Source organism: Hydrogenophaga sp. (assembly GCF_031426985.1).
In the GTDB taxonomy this organism is placed as follows: Bacteria; Pseudomonadota; Gammaproteobacteria; order Burkholderiales; family Burkholderiaceae_C; genus Hydrogenophaga.
The window spans coordinates 1-16,281 of record NZ_JASJOY010000165.1 but is presented as its reverse complement, the minus strand read 5'-3'; the positions used below and the strand labels follow the sequence as shown (position 1 = coordinate 16,281).

General features: G+C 67.4%; 16 protein-coding genes, 1 tRNA gene and 1 pseudogene. 8 read left to right on the top strand and 10 right to left on the bottom strand.

The genetic code is table 11. From position 1 onward, the window contains the following. On the top strand, nucleotides 1–663 hold a 663-nt coding region (locus tag RMP09_RS17885; protein ID WP_310567327.1), incomplete at its 5' end, for a 5'-nucleotidase C-terminal domain-containing protein. Nucleotides 664–753: 90 nt separating this feature from the next. Here RMP09_RS17885 and RMP09_RS17880 read toward each other — a convergent pair. The 5 genes from RMP09_RS17880 to RMP09_RS17860 form a co-directional block, all read right to left on the bottom strand. Then, nucleotides 754–829 (bottom strand) — tRNA-Thr (locus RMP09_RS17880). Nucleotides 830–842: 13 nt separating this feature from the next. Then, nucleotides 843–1,850, bottom strand: coding sequence for a class 1 fructose-bisphosphatase (locus RMP09_RS17875; RefSeq protein ID WP_310567326.1), 1,008 nt, complete (start codon nucleotides 1,848–1,850; stop codon nucleotides 843–845). Between the two features lie 9 nt (nucleotides 1,851–1,859). Continuing rightward, nucleotides 1,860–4,553, bottom strand: coding sequence for an aminopeptidase N (pepN, locus tag RMP09_RS17870; protein WP_310567325.1), 2,694 nt, complete (start codon nucleotides 4,551–4,553; stop codon nucleotides 1,860–1,862). A gap of 2 nt (nucleotides 4,554–4,555) precedes the next feature. Further along, nucleotides 4,556–5,660, bottom strand: a protein-coding gene (gene prfB / locus RMP09_RS17865) for a peptide chain release factor 2 (protein WP_310567324.1) whose coding sequence is annotated in 2 segments (ribosomal slippage) — nucleotides 4,556–5,578 and nucleotides 5,580–5,660 — 1,104 coding nt in all. Because the reading frame shifts where the segments join, the coding sequence is not laid out codon by codon here. A gap of 124 nt (nucleotides 5,661–5,784) precedes the next feature. Next, nucleotides 5,785–6,306 (bottom strand): hypothetical protein, encoded by a 522-nt coding sequence (locus RMP09_RS17860; protein ID WP_310567323.1) that lies wholly within the window; start codon nucleotides 6,304–6,306, stop codon nucleotides 5,785–5,787. 111 nt (nucleotides 6,307–6,417) lie between these two features. On the opposite strand from RMP09_RS17860, the gene RMP09_RS17855 reads away from it, so the two are divergent. Next, a complete protein-coding gene (locus RMP09_RS17855; RefSeq protein WP_310567322.1) occupies nucleotides 6,418–7,266 on the top strand; it encodes an alpha/beta hydrolase in 849 nt (282 codons plus the stop codon). Here the strand turns inward: RMP09_RS17855 and RMP09_RS17850 are convergent. Further along, nucleotides 7,263–8,171 (bottom strand): alpha/beta hydrolase, encoded by a 909-nt coding sequence (locus RMP09_RS17850; protein WP_310567321.1) that lies wholly within the window; start codon nucleotides 8,169–8,171, stop codon nucleotides 7,263–7,265. The two genes, RMP09_RS17855 and RMP09_RS17850, sit on opposite strands and share 4 nt — an antisense overlap. Before the next feature lie 35 nt (nucleotides 8,172–8,206). Here RMP09_RS17850 and RMP09_RS17845 point away from each other — a divergent pair, with 35 nt between their 5' ends. Further along, nucleotides 8,207–9,940, top strand: coding sequence for an acyl-CoA synthetase (locus RMP09_RS17845; RefSeq protein WP_310567320.1), 1,734 nt, complete (start codon nucleotides 8,207–8,209; stop codon nucleotides 9,938–9,940). 130 nt (nucleotides 9,941–10,070) lie between these two features. On the opposite strand, the gene RMP09_RS17840 is transcribed toward RMP09_RS17845, so the two are convergent. Beyond that, on the bottom strand, nucleotides 10,071–10,748 hold the full coding sequence (locus RMP09_RS17840; RefSeq protein ID WP_310567319.1) for an OmpA family protein: 678 nt from the start codon (nucleotides 10,746–10,748) through the stop codon (nucleotides 10,071–10,073). A gap of 147 nt (nucleotides 10,749–10,895) precedes the next feature. Here RMP09_RS17840 and RMP09_RS17835 point away from each other — a divergent pair, with 147 nt between their 5' ends. From RMP09_RS17835 to RMP09_RS17820, 4 genes are all read left to right on the top strand, one after another. Further along, a complete protein-coding gene (locus RMP09_RS17835) occupies nucleotides 10,896–11,939 on the top strand; it encodes an aldo/keto reductase (RefSeq protein ID WP_310567318.1) in 1,044 nt (347 codons plus the stop codon). A 118-nt stretch (nucleotides 11,940–12,057) separates the two neighbouring features. After that, the gene (locus tag RMP09_RS17830; RefSeq protein WP_310567317.1) at nucleotides 12,058–12,558 is read left to right on the top strand and encodes an aminoacyl-tRNA deacylase; all 501 of its coding nucleotides are present in this window, start codon (nucleotides 12,058–12,060) and stop codon (nucleotides 12,556–12,558) included. A gap of 55 nt (nucleotides 12,559–12,613) precedes the next feature. Beyond that, nucleotides 12,614–13,243, top strand: coding sequence for a glycerol-3-phosphate 1-O-acyltransferase PlsY (gene plsY / locus RMP09_RS17825; RefSeq protein ID WP_310567328.1), 630 nt, complete (start codon nucleotides 12,614–12,616; stop codon nucleotides 13,241–13,243). Continuing rightward, a complete protein-coding gene (locus RMP09_RS17820) occupies nucleotides 13,240–13,596 on the top strand; it encodes a RidA family protein (protein WP_310567316.1) in 357 nt (118 codons plus the stop codon). Before plsY ends, RMP09_RS17820 begins: the two co-directional genes overlap by 4 nt. Nucleotides 13,597–13,603: 7 nt before the next feature. On the opposite strand, the gene RMP09_RS17815 is transcribed toward RMP09_RS17820, so the two are convergent. Then, nucleotides 13,604–14,251: a retropepsin-like aspartic protease gene (locus RMP09_RS17815; protein ID WP_310567315.1), complete on the bottom strand. Its 648-nt coding sequence runs from the start codon at nucleotides 14,249–14,251 to the stop codon at nucleotides 13,604–13,606. A 184-nt stretch (nucleotides 14,252–14,435) separates the two neighbouring features. Then, on the bottom strand, nucleotides 14,436–14,921 hold the full coding sequence (locus RMP09_RS17810) for a YajQ family cyclic di-GMP-binding protein (RefSeq protein WP_310567314.1): 486 nt from the start codon (nucleotides 14,919–14,921) through the stop codon (nucleotides 14,436–14,438). Nucleotides 14,922–14,962: 41 nt separating this feature from the next. On the opposite strand from RMP09_RS17810, the gene murB reads away from it, so the two are divergent. Then, nucleotides 14,963–16,015 (top strand): UDP-N-acetylmuramate dehydrogenase, encoded by a 1,053-nt coding sequence (murB, locus tag RMP09_RS17805; RefSeq protein WP_310567313.1) that lies wholly within the window; start codon nucleotides 14,963–14,965, stop codon nucleotides 16,013–16,015. 105 nt (nucleotides 16,016–16,120) lie between these two features. Here the strand turns inward: murB and RMP09_RS17800 are convergent. Beyond that, a pseudogene (locus tag RMP09_RS17800) lies at nucleotides 16,121–16,281 on the bottom strand (argininosuccinate synthase); the annotation flags it as partial.

Here is a 16,281-nt window from a genome sequence, read left to right as displayed (position 1 = left end):
GTGTTCGCCAACCTGCTGCCGGCCGACACCGAGATGCAGGCCTACATCGACAAGGTGCGCGCGCCCTACAAGGCCAAGCTCGACGAGCAGCTGGCCGTGTCCGAAGGCCTGCTCTACCGCCGTGGCAACTTCAACGGTTCATGGGACCAGCTCATCGTGGACGCGCTGATGGAAGTCAAAGGCGCCGACCTGGCCTTCTCGCCCGGCTTCCGCTGGGGCACCACCATCCTGCCGGGCCAGGCCATCACGCGCGAACTGATGATGGATCAGGTGGCCATCACCTACCCGACCAGCACGCTGACCGAAATGTCCGGCGAGACCATCAAGACCGTGCTCGAAGATGTGTGCGACAACCTGTTCAACCCCGACCCGTACTACCAGCAGGGCGGTGACATGGTGCGCGTGGGCGGCCTGGCCTACACCTGCGACCCCAAGGCCGCATCGGGCCAGCGCATCAGCAACATGATGCTCAAAGGCAAGACCATCGAGGCCGGCAAGACCTACAAGGTGGCCGGCTGGGCACCGGTGGCCGAAGGCGCCAAGGGCGAACCGATCTGGGACGTGATGGAGGCCTACTTCAAGAACCACAAGACCATCACCCCGCGCAAGATCAACACACCCAAACTGATGGGCATGCAGGGCAACCCCGGCATGGTGGCCTGAGCCTGCGCTTCATCGTCCGCAGGTCACGGCCTGCGGACGCCGGGCATGAAAAAACCCCGCTTCGAGTGATCGAAGCGGGGTTTTTGGTTTTGGTGCCGGAGAGATGAATCGAACACCCGACCTTCTCATTACGAATGAGCTGCTCTACCGACTGAGCTACACCGGCTTGTAGCCCAAGATTATAGCGTGCTGTGGTAGCTGGTGATCCGCTCGACTTCGTTCTTCGAGCCCAGCACCACACTGACGCGTTCGTGCAGCTTGGTCGGCTGGATCTCCAGGATGCGCTGGCGGCCGTTGGTGGCGGCGCCGCCGGCCTGTTCGACCAGCCAGGCCATGGGGTTGGCTTCGTACATCAGGCGCAGCTTGCCGGCCTTTTCCGGTTCACGCTTGTCCCAGGGGTACATGAAAACGCCGCCGCGCGTGAGGATGCGGTGCACGTCGGCCACCATGGAGGCGATCCAGCGCATGTTGAAGTCCTTGCCGCGCGGGCCTTCCTTGCCGGCCAGGCATTCGTCCACATAGCGCTTCACCGGCTCGGCCCAGTGGCGCATGTTGCTCATGTTGATGGCGAATTCCTTGGTGTCGGGCGGGATCTGCACGTTTTCTTTGATCAGCACGAACGAACCCTGCTCGCGGTCCAGGGTGAACATGGCCACGCCGTCGCCCACGGTGAGCACCAGGGTGGTCTGCGGGCCGTAGACGCAGTAGCCGGCGGCCACCTGCTGGGTGCCGGGTTGCAGGAAGTCGGCCTCGCACACGCCGGGGCTGCCTTCGGGCTTCTTGAGCACGCTGAAGATGGTGCCGATGCTGACGTTCACGTCGATGTTGGACGAGCCGTCCAGCGGGTCGAACATCAGCAGGTATTCGCCCTGCGGATAGCGGTTGGGCACCACGTAGATGCTGTCCATCTCTTCGCTGGCCATGGCCGCCAGGTGGCCGCCCCATTCGTTGGCTTCGATCAGCACCTCGTTGGCGATGATGTCCAGCTGCTTCTGCATCTCGCCCTGCACGTTCTCGGTGTCGGCCGAGCCGAGGATGCCGCCCAGATCGCCCTTGTTGACGGCCTGGCTGATGCTCTTGCACGAGCGCGCCACCACCTCCAGCAGCAGGCGCAGATCGCCCGGGATGTGACCGTCGACGCGCTGCTGTTCGACGAGGTAGCGGGTCAGGGAAATTTTCTTGCTCATGGGTCCTCCTTATTCGGCGAGGGCGCGGGTCACGACCTCGCGCACATCGTTGCTCAGGTCGCTCTTGGTGGCCACGCGGGCGATCGCTTCGCGGGCGGCGCTGCGGTAGGGTTCGGCCAGTTTCTTCCAGCGATCGAGCGCGCGCGCCAGGCGGGCGGCGACCTGCGGGTTGAAGGCGTCGAGTTCCAGCACGCGCTCGCTCCAGAACACGTAGCCGGCCGCATCGGCACGGTGGAACGCGCCCGGGTTGGCGTTGCAGTAGCTGAAGATCACGCTGCGCGCGCGGTTCGGGTTCTTGATCTGGAAGTCCGGATGGGCCAGCAGCTGGCGCACCAGCGGCAGCACCTGGCCGCCGCGGTCGGGCTGGCCGGCCTGCAGCGCGAACCATTTGTCCAGCACCAGCGCGTCCTGCTTGAACAGGGCGTGGAAGCGGCCCAGCGCGTCCTGTGCCAGCGGCTGGCCACTGGCCACCAGGGCGGACAGGGCGTTGAACCGATCGGTCATGTTGCTGGCGTCCTTGACGCGCTGGTAGGCCTTGCCCGGCCAGACCGGATCACCGCTCTCGCGCGCGGCCAGGCACAGCATGTGCAGGGCCAGGCCGGCCAGGGCGCGGCGGCCGGTGCTGCGCGGGTCGGGGCGGTAGGCGCCGTTGTCCCGGTGCTGCTCGTAGGCCCAGACCCAGTCGTCGTGCAGGGCGTTGGCCAGCTGATCGCGCATGGCTTCGCGCACCGCGTGCACGCGCTGCGGGTCCACCACGGCCAGCTGTTCGGCGATGTAGGTTTCGCTGGGCAACGTGAGCACCAGTTCCTTGAACGCAGCGTCCAGCGTGGGGTGGTGCAGCACGTGGCGCAGCGCTTCGAGCACGGGGGCGTCCAGCGGCGCGGTCACCGGGGTGCCGGCCTGCACGGCGTGCAGGGCGCGGCGCAGCGTCAGGCGCTGGCCGGCTTCCCAGCGGTTGAAGGGGTCGCTGTCGTGCGCCAGCAGGTGCAGCAGCTGGTCGTCGGTGTAGTCGATGTCCAGCACCACCGGGGCCGAGAAGCCGCGCAGCAGCGAGGGCACCGGCTCGGCGTCGATGTTGACGAAGGTGAAGCGCTCGCTTTCCTGCGTCAGCACGAAGCTGCGCGTGCCGCTTTCGGCCTGTTGCCAGTGCGGCAGCTGCAGCGGCAGGTCGTTGCCCGCGGCGTCGAGCAGGCCGATGGCCACCGGGATCACGAACGGCTCTTTGAGCGCCTGGCCGGGTGTCGGTGCACAAGACTGGGTGAAGGTGAGGGTGTAGCTGCGCGCCGCCGCGTCGTACACGCCGCGCGCCTGCACCACCGGCGTGCCGGCCTGGCTGTACCAGCGCTTGAACTGCGGCAACAGGCGGGCCAGGTCGCTGGCCGGGTTGGCGTCGGCCATGGCCTGGGCGAAGTGATCGCAGGTCACCGCGCTGCCGTCGTGGCGTTCGAAGTACAGCTTCATGCCGGCGGCAAAGCCGGCGCGCCCCACCAGGGTCTGCATCATGCGCACGACCTCGGCACCCTTTTCGTAGATGGTGACGGTGTAGAAGTTGTTGATCTCGACGTAGCTGTCGGGCCGCACCGGGTGGGCCATGGGGCCCGCGTCTTCGGGGAACTGGGCGGTGCGCAGCACGCGCACGTCTTCGATGCGCTTGACGGCGCGCGCCGACAGGTCGCCCGCCAGATCCTGGCTGAACTCCTGGTCGCGGAAGACGGTCAGGCCTTCCTTCAGGCTGAGCTGGAACCAGTCGCGGCAGGTGACGCGGTTGCCGGTCCAGTTGTGGAAGTACTCGTGGCCCACCACACTTTCGATGTTGGCGTAGTCGGCGTCGGTCGCGGTGGCCTGGTTCGCCAGCACGTACTTGGTGTTGAAGATGTTCAGGCCCTTGTTCTCCATCGCGCCCATGTTGAAGTCGCTGGTGGCGACGATCATGAAGCGCTCCAGATCGAGCGGCAGGCCGAAGCGGGCTTCGTCCCAGATCACGCTGGCGATCAGCGAGTTCATGGCGTGCTCGGTCTTGTCCATGTCGCCGGGGCGCACGTAGACCTGCAGCAGGTGCTCGCGGCCGTTGCGGGCCACGATGCGCTGTTCGCGCGCCACCAGCTGGCCCGCCACCAGGGCGAACAGGTAGCAGGGCTTCTTGTGCGGGTCGACCCACTTGGCGAAGTGGCGGCCGTCGGGCAGCGCACCTTGCTCGACCAGGTTGCCGTTGGACAGCAGCACCGGGTACTTGGCCTTGTCGGCGCGCAGCGTCACGGTGTAGCTGGCCATCACGTCCGGACGGTCCAGGAAGTAGGTGATGCGGCGAAAGCCCTCGGCTTCGCATTGCGTGAAGAAGGTGCCCTGGCTCACGTACAGGCCCATGAGCTGGGTGTTCTTCTCGGGCGCGCAGGTGGTGAAGATTTCCAGATCGAAGGGCTCGGTGCCTTCGGGCAGGTTCTCCAGCACCAGGGTCTGGCCGTCCATCTTGAACGAACAGCCGCCGCCGTTGACCAGCACGCGCGCGAGGTTCAGATCCTCGCCGGCCAGCCGCAGTGCCTGTGCGGGCACGTCGGCGTTGCGGCGCAGGCGCATGCGGTTGAGCACGCGGGTCTTGGCCGGGTCGAGGTCGAAACTCAGATCGACGGTGTCGATCCAGTAGGCGGGGGCGGTGTAGTCCTCACGGCGGACCACGGTGGTCGCACCTTCACGCAAAGCGCTCATGCTCAGACTCCTTGCTTCAAAGAAGCTTCGATGAACGGATCGAGGTCCCCGTCCAGCACTTTCTGCGTGGCCGAGATTTCGACGTTGGTGCGCAGGTCCTTGATGCGGCTGTTGTCCAGCACGTAGCTGCGGATCTGGTGACCCCAGCCCACATCGGTCTTGGTGTCTTCGAGCTTCTGCTGCTCTTCCTGTTGCTTGCGCAGCTCAAAGTCGTACAGGCGCGAGCGCAGGCGCTTCCACGCCACGTCGCGGTTGCTGTGCTGGCTGCGGCCGTCCTGGCACTGCACCACGATGCCGGTCGGGATGTGCGTCAGTCGCACGGCCGAGTCGGTCTTGTTGATGTGCTGGCCACCGGCGCCCGAGGCGCGGAAGGTGTCGGTGCGCACGTCGGCCGGGTTGATGTCGATCTCGATCGAGTCGTCGACTTCCGGGTAGACGAACAGCGAGGCGAACGAGGTGTGGCGGCCCCCTGAGCTGTCGAACGGGCTCTTGCGCACCAGGCGGTGCACACCGGTCTCAGTGCGCAGCAGGCCGAAGGCGTATTCGCCCTCGATCTTGATGGTGGCGCTCTTGATGCCGGCGGTGTCGCCCGGGGTTTCGTCCTCGACCGTGGTCTTGAAGCCCTTGCGCTCGGCGTACTTGAGGTACTGGCGCAGCAGCATGCTGGCCCAGTCGCAGGCTTCGGTGCCGCCGGCGCCGGCCTGGATGTCGACGAAGCAGTTCAGCGGGTCGGCCGGGTTGTTGAACATGCGGCGGAATTCGAGCTTCTCGACCTCGGCGGCGACCTTGGCCGCTTCACCTTCGATGGTGACCAGCCCGGCGTCGTCGCCGTCGGCCTCGGACATCTCGAACAGCTCGCTGTTGTCGTTCAGCTCGCCGGCCAGCCGGTCCAGACCGAGCACCACGTCTTCCAGCGATTTTTTCTCTTTGCCCAGTTCCTGGGCGCGTTTGGGGTTGTCCCAGACGGTGGGGTCTTCCAGCGCGCTGGTGACCTCCGAGAGCTTCAATGCCTTGGCATCGTAGTCAAAGATACCTCCGGAGCTCGACCACGCGTGCGCTGAGGTCGGCCAGTTGATTGCGGATGGCGTTGGTGCGTTCGGCTTCCATGGTGTTCTCTCGAAAAAGGCGGTGGGCGTGGTCGTGGACCGCACACGGAGAGGTGAGCGGTCCGGGCCACGAAACCCCCGATTTTCTCATGCGCCGTGCCGCGCGCGACGGGGCTGGCGCCGTCTCAAAAACGCCAGCTGGTGCCGAACATGACGGCGGCTGTGCCCAACACCTGAACCTCGACCGCCAGTTGCGGGGTGAGCCGGTAGCCCACGGTCGGTATGACCACGGGCGAGAATCCCCCGAAGTTCAGCGGCACCTTGTCCTTGAATTCACCCACGTAGCCGTAGATGATGCCGGCGCTGACCGTGGCGTACACCTCGGGGTACGCCTTGAGCGGCTGAGGCCAGAGCCATCCCGTGAATGCGTAGGCCGACGGTTGACCGAAGGAGTTGCGGAAAAGGCTGGCGCCGCAGAAACGCTGGTTGGGCAGTTGGCGGCTGATACTCAGCGCGACGACCGACCGGTGATCCTTCGCGTTTTCGTCGGACCAGTGGTAGGTGTAGGGAGAAGCAAACGCCCAGTAGCCATACGAGCTTTCATCGGCGGCCGCCTGATCCCAGCCAGGACACGCAGACCAATCAGCGGCCCAAGAGGGGGTTGCTAAAACCGTGGCCAGCAGCACGGCGCCTAGACGCAACGGCATGGAACAATCCTTAAGTCAAAAGTAACAATATTGCCATTGTGCCGCGTGAACATGAAGCCCAGGTCAACACCTGAAACAAGATCCTTCTCCGCAGGGGTGCGGTGGCTGGCCGTGTGGCTGGTGGTGTGGGGGCTGTCGGGCTGCGCAGCGCTGCACGACTGGCAGCGCCAGAAGATCTACCGTCCCAGCGTGCTGCAGGGGATGGCCGAGTGGCAGCGCCTGCTGGCCACACGGTCGGACGTCTCGGCGTTGGCGGTGGACGCAGTCACCCCCGGCGAGCAGGTGCAGGTGCTGCAGGTGGCCGCCCAGCCCGGCCAGGTGGCGCCGGTGCGGGTGTTCTACCTGCACGGCACCTACCGCCACGCCTGGCAGAACCTGGGCAAGGCCGGGCCCATGCTGCGCGCGGGGCTGGACGTGTCCATGCCCGACTACCGCGGCTGGGGCGCCTCCAGCCCGCGCGTGCCCAGCGAGCAGAGCATCCACGACGACGCCTGGGCCGCCTGGCAGGCGCTGCAAGCCGCCGCGCCGCGCGACGGCGACGGCCGCCCGGTGCGCTGGGTGATCTACGGCCATTCCATGGGGTCGGCGGTGGCGGTGCACCTGGCGCAGCGCCTGCGTGGCACGCCGGCCTATTGCGCGCTGGTGCTCGAAAGCGCGTTCACCAGCTTCCCGGACGTGGCCGAGGCCGGCGTGGGCTGGTTCGGGCGGCAGCTCACGCTGCTGGGCGGCGAGCGCATGGCGTCCATCGACGCCATCGGCCAGGTCGCACCGCCCCTGTGGTTTTTGCATGGCAGCCGCGACGACACGGTGCCGATCGCGCTGGGGCGGCGGCTGTACGAGGCCGCGCCCTCGCCCAAACACTGGCGCACCTGGCCGCTGGGCCACAGCGATCTGCAGACCGACCCGACCGGCGCCTACGACCAGACCTGGCGCGAGATCGCGGCGGGCTGCAGGCCCTAGCCCAGAAAGTCCTCGATCAGCGCCGCCAGCCGTTCGGGCTGGTCGTGCTGCAGCATGTGGCCGGCGTCGTCGATGTGGGCCTCGGTCAGCTGGGGCACGTGGCGCAGGCGCTCGCGGTACTCGGTCAGCGTGAACTTGCCCTTCCACCATTGGCCCAGGCTGTCGTCGCTGGCCGTGACCGAGAGCACCGGCGCCGCGATGCGCGCGTAAATGGCCAGCGCCTCGTCCACCCGGTAGAGCTGCGGATTGACCACCTTGTGCGCCGCTTCACCCAGCACCGCCCAGCGCCCTTGCGCGTCGGGCGCGGCCCAGTGCTGTGCCAGCCAGGCGGCCTTGTCGGCGCCCAGGCGCGGGTTGGTTTTCATCAGGCGGCGGGCCACGCCGTCGGCGCTGTCGTAGGTCTTGAGGTCCATCTCGCCGCGGCGCAGCGCCCGGATTTCGTCCAGCCACTGCGCCAGGCGCGTGGGCGCCTGCGCCGGCCGCGTGGCGGGCAGGCCGAAGCCTTCGAGGTTGACCAGGCGGCGGATGCGCGCCGGCCGCACGCCCGCGTACATCATGGCCACGTTGCCGCCCATGCTGTGGCCCACCAGGTCCACCGGCTGGCCGGGCGAGAAGTGGTCGAGCAGGGCGTCGAGGTCGCCCAGGTAGTCGGCGAACCAGTAGCTGTCGGGCCGCGGCTGCGGGCTTTGGGTCAGGCCGTAGCCGCGCCAGTCGGGGGCGATCACCCAGCGCTCCTGCTCCAGCGCATCGACCATGAACTGCCAGGACGCACCCACGTCCATCCAGCCGTGCACCAGCACCAGCGGTGCCTGGCCGGGAACGGGGTCGCCCCAGGTGCGCACGTGGTAGCGCAGGTCGCGCACGGTCACGAAAGTGCTGCGGGAGGGGCGGCGTGCTTGGTACATTCGATTCATCATAAAGATCCGCAGGAGACCTCTGAATGGCACGCCGTCAAGGCCGCGACACCGCGGCTGTCCCCCCCGATCACCACGCCGCGCTGCATGCGCGCTTTGGCTGGTCGGTGCCCGAGCGCTTCAACATGGCCGCTGTGTGCGCGCACCGCTGGGCCGACGACCCGCAGCGCGCGCAGCAGACGGCGGTGATCGCCACCGCACCCGGGCAGCCCGATGCGGTGCACAGCTATGCGCAGCTGCAGGCCCAGGCCAACCGCCTGTCCCACGCGCTGGCCGCGCTGGGCGTGCGCCGTGGCGACCGCGTGGCCATCGTCATGCCGCAACGCTTCGAGACCGCCGTGGCCTACATGGCGGTGCTGCAGATGGGGGCGGTGGGCATGCCGCTGTCGCAGCTGTTCGGGCCGGACGCGCTGGCTTTTCGCCTGCACGATTCCGAAGCCGTGGTCGCCCTGTGCGACGCCAGCACGGTGGCGGCGGTGCAGGGCGTCAGCGGCGACAGCCCGGCGCTGCGCAGCGTCATCGCCGTGGGCGGTGGCCCGGGCGTGCTCGACTGGGCGGCCGTGCTGGCGCAGGAGCCGGCGCACTTCAAACCGGTGGACACGCTGGCCGACGAGGCCGCGGTGCTGATCTACACCAGCGGCACCACCGGCAACCCCAAGGGCGCGCTCATCCCGCACCGGGCGCTGATCGGCAACCTCACCGGCTTCGTCTGCAGCCAGAACTGGTTCGGCTTCGACCCCTGGGACGCGTCGGCGCCCAGCGAAGCGGTGTTCTGGTCGCCCGCCGACTGGGCCTGGACCGGCGGCCTGATGGACGCGCTGCTGCCCACCCTGTATTTCGGCCGGCCCATCGTGGCGCACAACGGGCGCTTCACGCCCGAGCTGGCGTTCGATCTGATGCAGCGCCACGGTGTGACGCACACCTTCCTGTTCCCGACGGCGCTCAAGGCCATGATGAAGGCCGTGCCCCGGCCGGGCGAGCGTTTCCGCTTGCAGCTGCAGGCCATCATGAGCGCAGGCGAAGCCGTGGGTGATGCGGTGTTCGCCTACTGCCGCGAACAGCTGGGCGTGACCGTCAATGAGATGTTCGGCCAGACCGAGATCAACTACATCGTCGGCAATTGCTCGCGCCTTTATCCAGCCAAACCGGGCTCGATGGGCAAGGGCTATCCGGGCCACCGTGTGGCGGTGATCGACGACGACGGCCACGAATGCCCGGTGGGCGTGCCGGGCGATGTGGCGGTGCACCGGCTGGACGTGCACGGCGACCCGGACCCGATCTTCTTTCTGGGCTACTGGAAGAACGAAGCCGCCACGCGCGCCAAGTTCACGGGCGACATGGCGAACGCGTGGTGCCGGACCGGCGACCTGGCCACGCGCGACGCCGACGGCTACCTCTGGTACCAGGGCCGCAGCGACGATGTGTTCAAGGCCGCGGGCTACCGCATCGGGCCCAGCGAGATCGAGAACTGCCTGGTCAAGCACCCGGCCGTGGCCAACGCCGCCGTGGTGCCCAAGCCCGACGCCGAACGCGGCGCCGTGGTCAAGGCCTATGTGGTGCTGACACCGGGCGTGCCGGGCGATGACGCCCTGATCGCCGAACTGCAGCGGCACGTGAAAGGGCAGCTCGCGCCTTACGAGTACCCCAAGGAGATCGAGTTCATCGACACCCTGCCCATGACCACCACGGGCAAGGTGCAACGGCGCGTGTTGCGTCTGCAGGAAGAGGCGCGCTGGAAAGCAGCAACGGGACGGGGGTGAACCCGTCCCGTTGGTGACCCGCACCAGATGTGGAGCGTGGGGACCGACGGGTCAGCCGCCCGGCCGCTCCCAAGGCAGGCAGAGCCCCTATGGGGGTAGCGACCCGCTTCCGCGGTGGAGCGTGGGGGCCTTATTTCTGGGCTGTGGTGGCCGGCTCGGCCACGAAGATTTCCACGCGGCGGTTTTTCGCACGGCCTTCGGTGGTGCTGTTGTCGGCGATTGGCTCGCGCGGGCCGCGGCCTTCGGTGTTGAACCGGTTGGCGGCCACGCCGCGCGAGATCAGGTAGTCGCGCGCGCTGTTGGCGCGGTCCACCGACAGCGGGTTGTTGATCGCGTCGCTGCCCTGGCTGTCGGTGTGGCCGACGATGGACACCACGGTGGCCGTGTTGGCGTTCAGGCTGGTGGCGAACTGGTTGAGCACGCCCGCGAAGTCGGACTTGATGGCCGAACGGCCGACGTCGAACGAGATGTCGCTGGGAATGTCGAGCTTGAGCCGGTTGTCCGGCGTCTGCGACACGGCCACCCCCGTGCCGGCCGTGGCCTTTTCCATCGCGGCTTTCTGTTCCTGCATCTTCTTGGACCAGACATAGCCGCCCAATGCCCCCGCGCCGGCGCCGATCACGGCACCGGTGGTGGCGCTCTTGCCGCCGCCGGTGATGGCGCCCAGCACCGCGCCGGCCGCGGCGCCAATGGCCGCCCCCTTGGCCGTGCCTTGCTGGGTTTCGGTCATGTTGGCGCAGCCGCCCAGGGCGATGGTGGCGGCGAGCGTGGTGAGGGTCAGCGAGCGCAGGACAGATGGCTTGTTCATGGTGTTCTCCTAGGGGGTTGAAAACGCAGGCCGACCCGTCTGCGGGGTTGACCCACGGGTGACCAGCGGCGGGCGACCCGTCATCCTAAACTTAGCGCCTGCACGAGCGCACTGCCACCGCCGACCACCGCATTTACAAACACTTGCATGAACACTGTTGAATTGGGCACAAGCCCGTTGCGCGTCACCCCCATCTGCCTGGGCACCATGACCTTCGGTGAGCAGGTCAACGAGGCCGACGCCCACGCCATCCTCGACCGCTCCCTGGCGCGTGGCGTCAACTTCCTGGACGCGGCCGAGATGTATTCGGTGCCCGCCAAGGCCGAGACCTGCGGCGCGACCGAAACCATCATCGGCAACTGGTTCGCCCGACACCCGGGCGTGCGCCAGCAGCTGGTGCTGGCCACCAAGGTCGCCGGCCCGGCGCGCGGCATGCCCTGGCTGCGCGGCGAGGTGAGCAAGGCCGGCATCATCGAAGCCTGCGAAGGCAGCCTGCGCCGCCTGCAGACCGACGTGATCGACCTCTACCAGATCCACTGGCCGACGCGCAACGTGCCGGCCTTCGGCGCGCTGTATTTCGACCCGGCCAAGGACCGCGCGGCGCTGTCCATCGAGGCGCAACTCGAAGCCATGGCCGAACTGGTGAAGGCCGGCAAGGTGCGGGCCATCGGCCTGTCCAACGAGTCGCCCTATGGCGTGCACGAGTTCGTGCGTCTGGCCGAGCAACTGGGCTTGCCGCGTGTGGCCACGGTGCAGAACCCGTATTGCCTGATCCACCGCACCTATGAGAACGGGCTGGACGAAACCTGCCACCGCCTGAACGTGGACCTGCTGGCGTATTCGCCGCTGGGCTTTGGGCTGCTGACCGGCAAATACGACGAAACCGGGCTGGTGGGGAACCACGGTCGCATGGCGCTGTACGACAGCATGAAGGCGCAGCGCTGGGGCCGCCCCGAGGCGCTGGCCGCGGCCAGGCGCTACAACGCACTGGCGCGCGAACACGGCCTGACGCCCGCACAGCTGGCGCTGGCTTTCTGCTACCGCAACCCCAAGGTGGCCAGTACCATCATCGGCGTGACCTCGCTGGCGCAGCTGGACCAATGCCTGGACGCCTGGGACGTGCAGCTCTCGCCCGAATTGCTGAAACAGATTGACGCCATCCGCTGGGAACTGCGCGACCCGGCGCAATGAGACCTCAACGTCGCGTGCGAGGAGGTGTCGTCCAGAGGCACCGCGGAACTGGCTTCGCCTGGCCGGAGGTGCCGTCCCCCCTCCCAGCGCTGAAAGCGCGCCAGAGAGGGGGGAAGCCGTGAAACGGCGCAGGGGGGAGACCCATATCTCCGAGACCCCCGCCACCGCCTGGCTCAAGGCGCATGGCGTGGTTTTCACCGAACATCCCTACGAATACTTGGAACACGGGGGCGCCCAGCACAGCGCCGCGGTGCTCGGCTTCGACCCGTTCGCCGTGGTCAAGACCCTGATCATGCAGGACGAGGCGGCCAAGCCGCTGGCCATCCTCATGCACGGCAACCGCACCGTGTCCACCAAAAACCTGGCGCGGCAGATCGGCGCCAAGTCGGTCGAGCCCTGCAAGCCCGAGGTGGCCAACCGCCACAGCGGTTACCTGGTCGGTGGCACCTCGCCCTTCGGGCTCAAGCGCGCCATGCCGGTGTACGTCGAGTCGTCCGTGCTGGACCTGCCCAAGATCTGGATCAACGGCGGGCGGCGCGGCTTTCTGGTGGGCATCGACCCGGCCGTGCTGGCCGGGCCGCTGGGCGCCCGGCCCGTGCAATGCGCGCTGGCAGAATAGGCGATGGCCCTCGGAGGCAATCGCCGCTCCGTCGGCGCATAGAAGGAACTGCATGTTGGAAGCCCTGTACCCCCTCATCGCCACCGTCGTGGCCTACCTCATCGGCTCGCTTTCGTTCGCCGTGGTCGTCAGCCGCGCCATGGGTCTGTCGGACCCGCGCACCTACGGCAGCAAGAACCCGGGTGCCACCAACGTGCTGCGCTCGGGCAGCAAGAAGGCCGCCATCCTCACGCTGCTGCTGGACGCGCTCAAGGGCTGGCTGCCGGTGTTCCTGGTCAAGGGCTGGGGTGAGGCCTTCGGCCTGGGTGATGGCACCGTGGCGCTGGTCGGTCTGGCCGCGTTCCTGGGCCACCTGTGGCCGGTGTTCTTCCACTTTGTGGGCGGCAAGGGCGTGGCCACTGCCGCGGGCGTCATCGTCGGTTTTGAGCCCTGGCTGGGTCTGGCCGCGCTCGCAACCTGGGTCATCGTGGCCTACGCGTTCCGCTACTCGTCGCTGGCCTCCATCGTCACGGCGGTCTTCGCGCCCGCTTTCTACCTGTTTGGGCACCACGTGGCCTGGAACGCACCAAACACGATGATCCTCAGCCTGGCCGTCATGGGCCTGCTGCTGGTCTGGCGCCACGCCGAAAACATCAACCGGCTGATCGCCGGCAAGGAAAGCAAGCTGGGAGCGAAAAAATCATGAGCCGTGATATCCAGCGCATCGGCATGGCCGCCCGGTACAGCGAGGCCGCGGTCTTCAACGGCGTGGTCTACCTCGCCGGCATGGTGCCCGAAGGCGAGGCCACCGACATCCGCAGCCAGACCGCCGATGTGCTGGCGCAGATAGAGCAGCGCCTGCAGGACGCGGGCAGCGACAAGTCGCGCATCCTGCGCACCCAGATCTACCTGACCGACATCCGCGAGATCGGGGTGATGAACGAGGTCTGGGACGCCTGGGTGGTGCCTGGCACCGCGCCGCCGCGCGCCACGGTGCAGGCCGCGCTGGCCGATCCGGCCTGGAAGATCGAGGTCGTGGTCACGGCCGCACAGGCCTGACCTGGGGCTAGAACCGTTTTTCCAGCGTCAGCTGGTCGTTCTGCCGCTGCATCTGGAAACGGTTGAGGAAGCTGTTGCCCAGCAGCACAAACGGCATGGACTGCGGCAGCACCACGGCCTGAACACCATAGGCCTGCACGTCGCCGACGCGCACCGAGTCCAACGACAGTGCGTGGCCCTGCACCACACCATTGGCCGTGCTGACACGCACCTGCTGTCCTTTTTCGAAGGGCAGGTTGATGCGGCGCGCGTCCGATTCACTGAGGATCACGTTGGTGGCGCCGGTGTCCACCATGAACTGCACCGCTTTGCCATTGATCTGACCCGCCGGCATGAAATGCCCTTGCCCGTCGGCCGTGAGCACGATGCGCTGGCCACCGCCGCCCGCGGGCGCCGCACGGCCCACGCTCACCGGCGCATCGCCCACGCGCAGCGTCTGGCGCTGCCCGCTCACCTCCACCGTCACCGCTTCACCCTGCAGGCTCAGCAGCTTCACGCCCTGGTGCGACTGCCCGGCCGACAGAAAGCGGGGCGCCGCCCCGTCGATCACCACCAGGGCCTTGCTGCCAGAAACCCCGGACAGCGCGACAGACTGGGCAAGACCCATCAGCGGCGTGAGCCCCAGCGCGGCAGCGAGCAGAAGATTCAATCGCATGAGGTGTCTTCGTCCAGGGTGTCGCGGAACCGGCTTCGCCGGGCCGCCAACGCCGCCCCCTTGAGGGAGTGACGCGCGCAGCGCGGCGCGGGGGTGGACCATCACCCGCCGTCGGGCCGCCCCAAGGCGGGTGCGTCCCCTTGGGGGGCCGCGACCCGCGAAGCGGCGGAGCGTGGGGGCATGTTCAGTCTCGGAAATTGTCGAACGACAGCGGCAGGTCCTTCATCTCGCTGCGGATCAGCGCGATCGCGGCCTGCAGGTCATCGCGCTTGGCGCCGGTGATGCGCACCGCATCGCCCTGGATGGCGGCCTGCACCTTCATCTTGCTGGCCTTGATGGCCTGCTGGATCTTCTTGCCGTCTTCGCTGCTGACACCGTTCTTGACCTTGATGACCTGCTTGACCTTGTCGCCGCCCATCTTCTCGACCTTGCCGACATCTAGGAAACGCACGTCAACGTTGCGCTTGGTCAGCTTGTTGCGCAGGATGTCCTCGACCTGCTGGAGCTGAAAATCGGCGTCGCCGAACAGGGTGATGTCCTTGTCCTTGAGTTCGATGCCGGCGCTGCTGCCCTTGAAGTCGAAGCGGGTGCCGATCTCCTTGGCCGTGTTCTCCACGGCGTTTTTCACTTCCACGAAATCGGCTTCAAGTTTGGTGTCGAAAGAGGGCATGGCGGTCGGGCTCTGCTGAGGGTGAATGAGACAATCCGGGCATGTTAGTCGAGAAACAGGCCCCCCTCCAGCCCTACAACAGCTTCGGCATCGCCGCCCGTGCGCAGCAGCTCGCGCGCATCCGCAGCGACGCCGACGTGCGCGAACTCATGACCCGGCCCGACTGGGCCATCACCCCGCGCTTCGTGCTCGGGGGCGGCAGCAACCTGGTCATCACCGGCGACATCAAGGCCCTGGTGCTCAAGGTCGAGGTGGCCGGCCGGCGCCTCGTTGAAGAGACCGACAAGGGCTGGCTGGTCGAAGCCGGTGGCGGCGAAAACTGGCACGGCTTCGTGGCCTGGACCCTGGACCAGGGCTGGCCAGGCCTGGAAAACCTGGCGCTGATCCCCGGCACCGTGGGTGCCTCGCCGGTGCAGAACATCGGCGCCTACGGCGTCGAGCTGCAAGACCGTTTCCATTCGCTGGACGCCATCGACCTGCAGACCGGCGAAGCCTTCACGCTCGAAGCCGCGCAGTGCGGCTTCGGCTACCGCGACTCGGTGTTCAAACACGTCGCCGCCGACAACCAGAGCTTCGGCCTCGCGGGCCGCGCGCTCATCACCCGCGTGCGCTTCTGGCTGCCCAAAGCCTGGAAGCCGGTGCTCGGCTACCTGGACCTGGAACGCAAGATGGACGAGACCGGCATCCGCCAGCCCGATGCGCGCCAGATCTTCGACTGGGTGGTTGCCATCCGTCGTGCCAAGCTGCCCGACCCGGCCGTCATCGGCAACGCCGGCAGCTTCTTCAAGAACCCCACCGTCACGCCCGAGCAGTGCGCCGACATCATCGCGCGCGACCCCAAGGTGGTGCACTACCCCATGGACGACGGCAGCATCAAGCTGGCCGCGGGCTGGCTGATCGACGCCTGCGGCTGGAAAGGCAAGACCATGGGGCACGCCGGCGTGTACGACAAGCAGGCGCTGGTGCTGGTGAACAAGGGCGACGCCGAACACCCCTGCACCGGCGGCGAAGTCATGACCCTGGCGAAAGCCATCCAGACCAGCGTCTACGAACGCTTCGGTATCCGGCTGGAGCCGGAGCCGGTGGTCATTTGACTCCCCCTGCGCCGCTATGCGGCTTCCCCCTGAGGGGGACGCACCCAGTGGCCCGGCAAAGCCGGTTCCACGGGTGCCCTGGCAGGGACCCTCTTCAGTCGTGGCTTACTTGCCGCCTTCGAGCTTGAAGATCTCCGCCGTGCCGTCGCCCAGGGACAGCAGGCCGGTGTGGGCGTAGATGCCCAGCTTGGCGCGGGTGTCGGTGATGTCGAGGTTGCGCATGGTCAGCTGGCCGATGCGGTCCAGCGGGCTGAACGGCGCGTCTT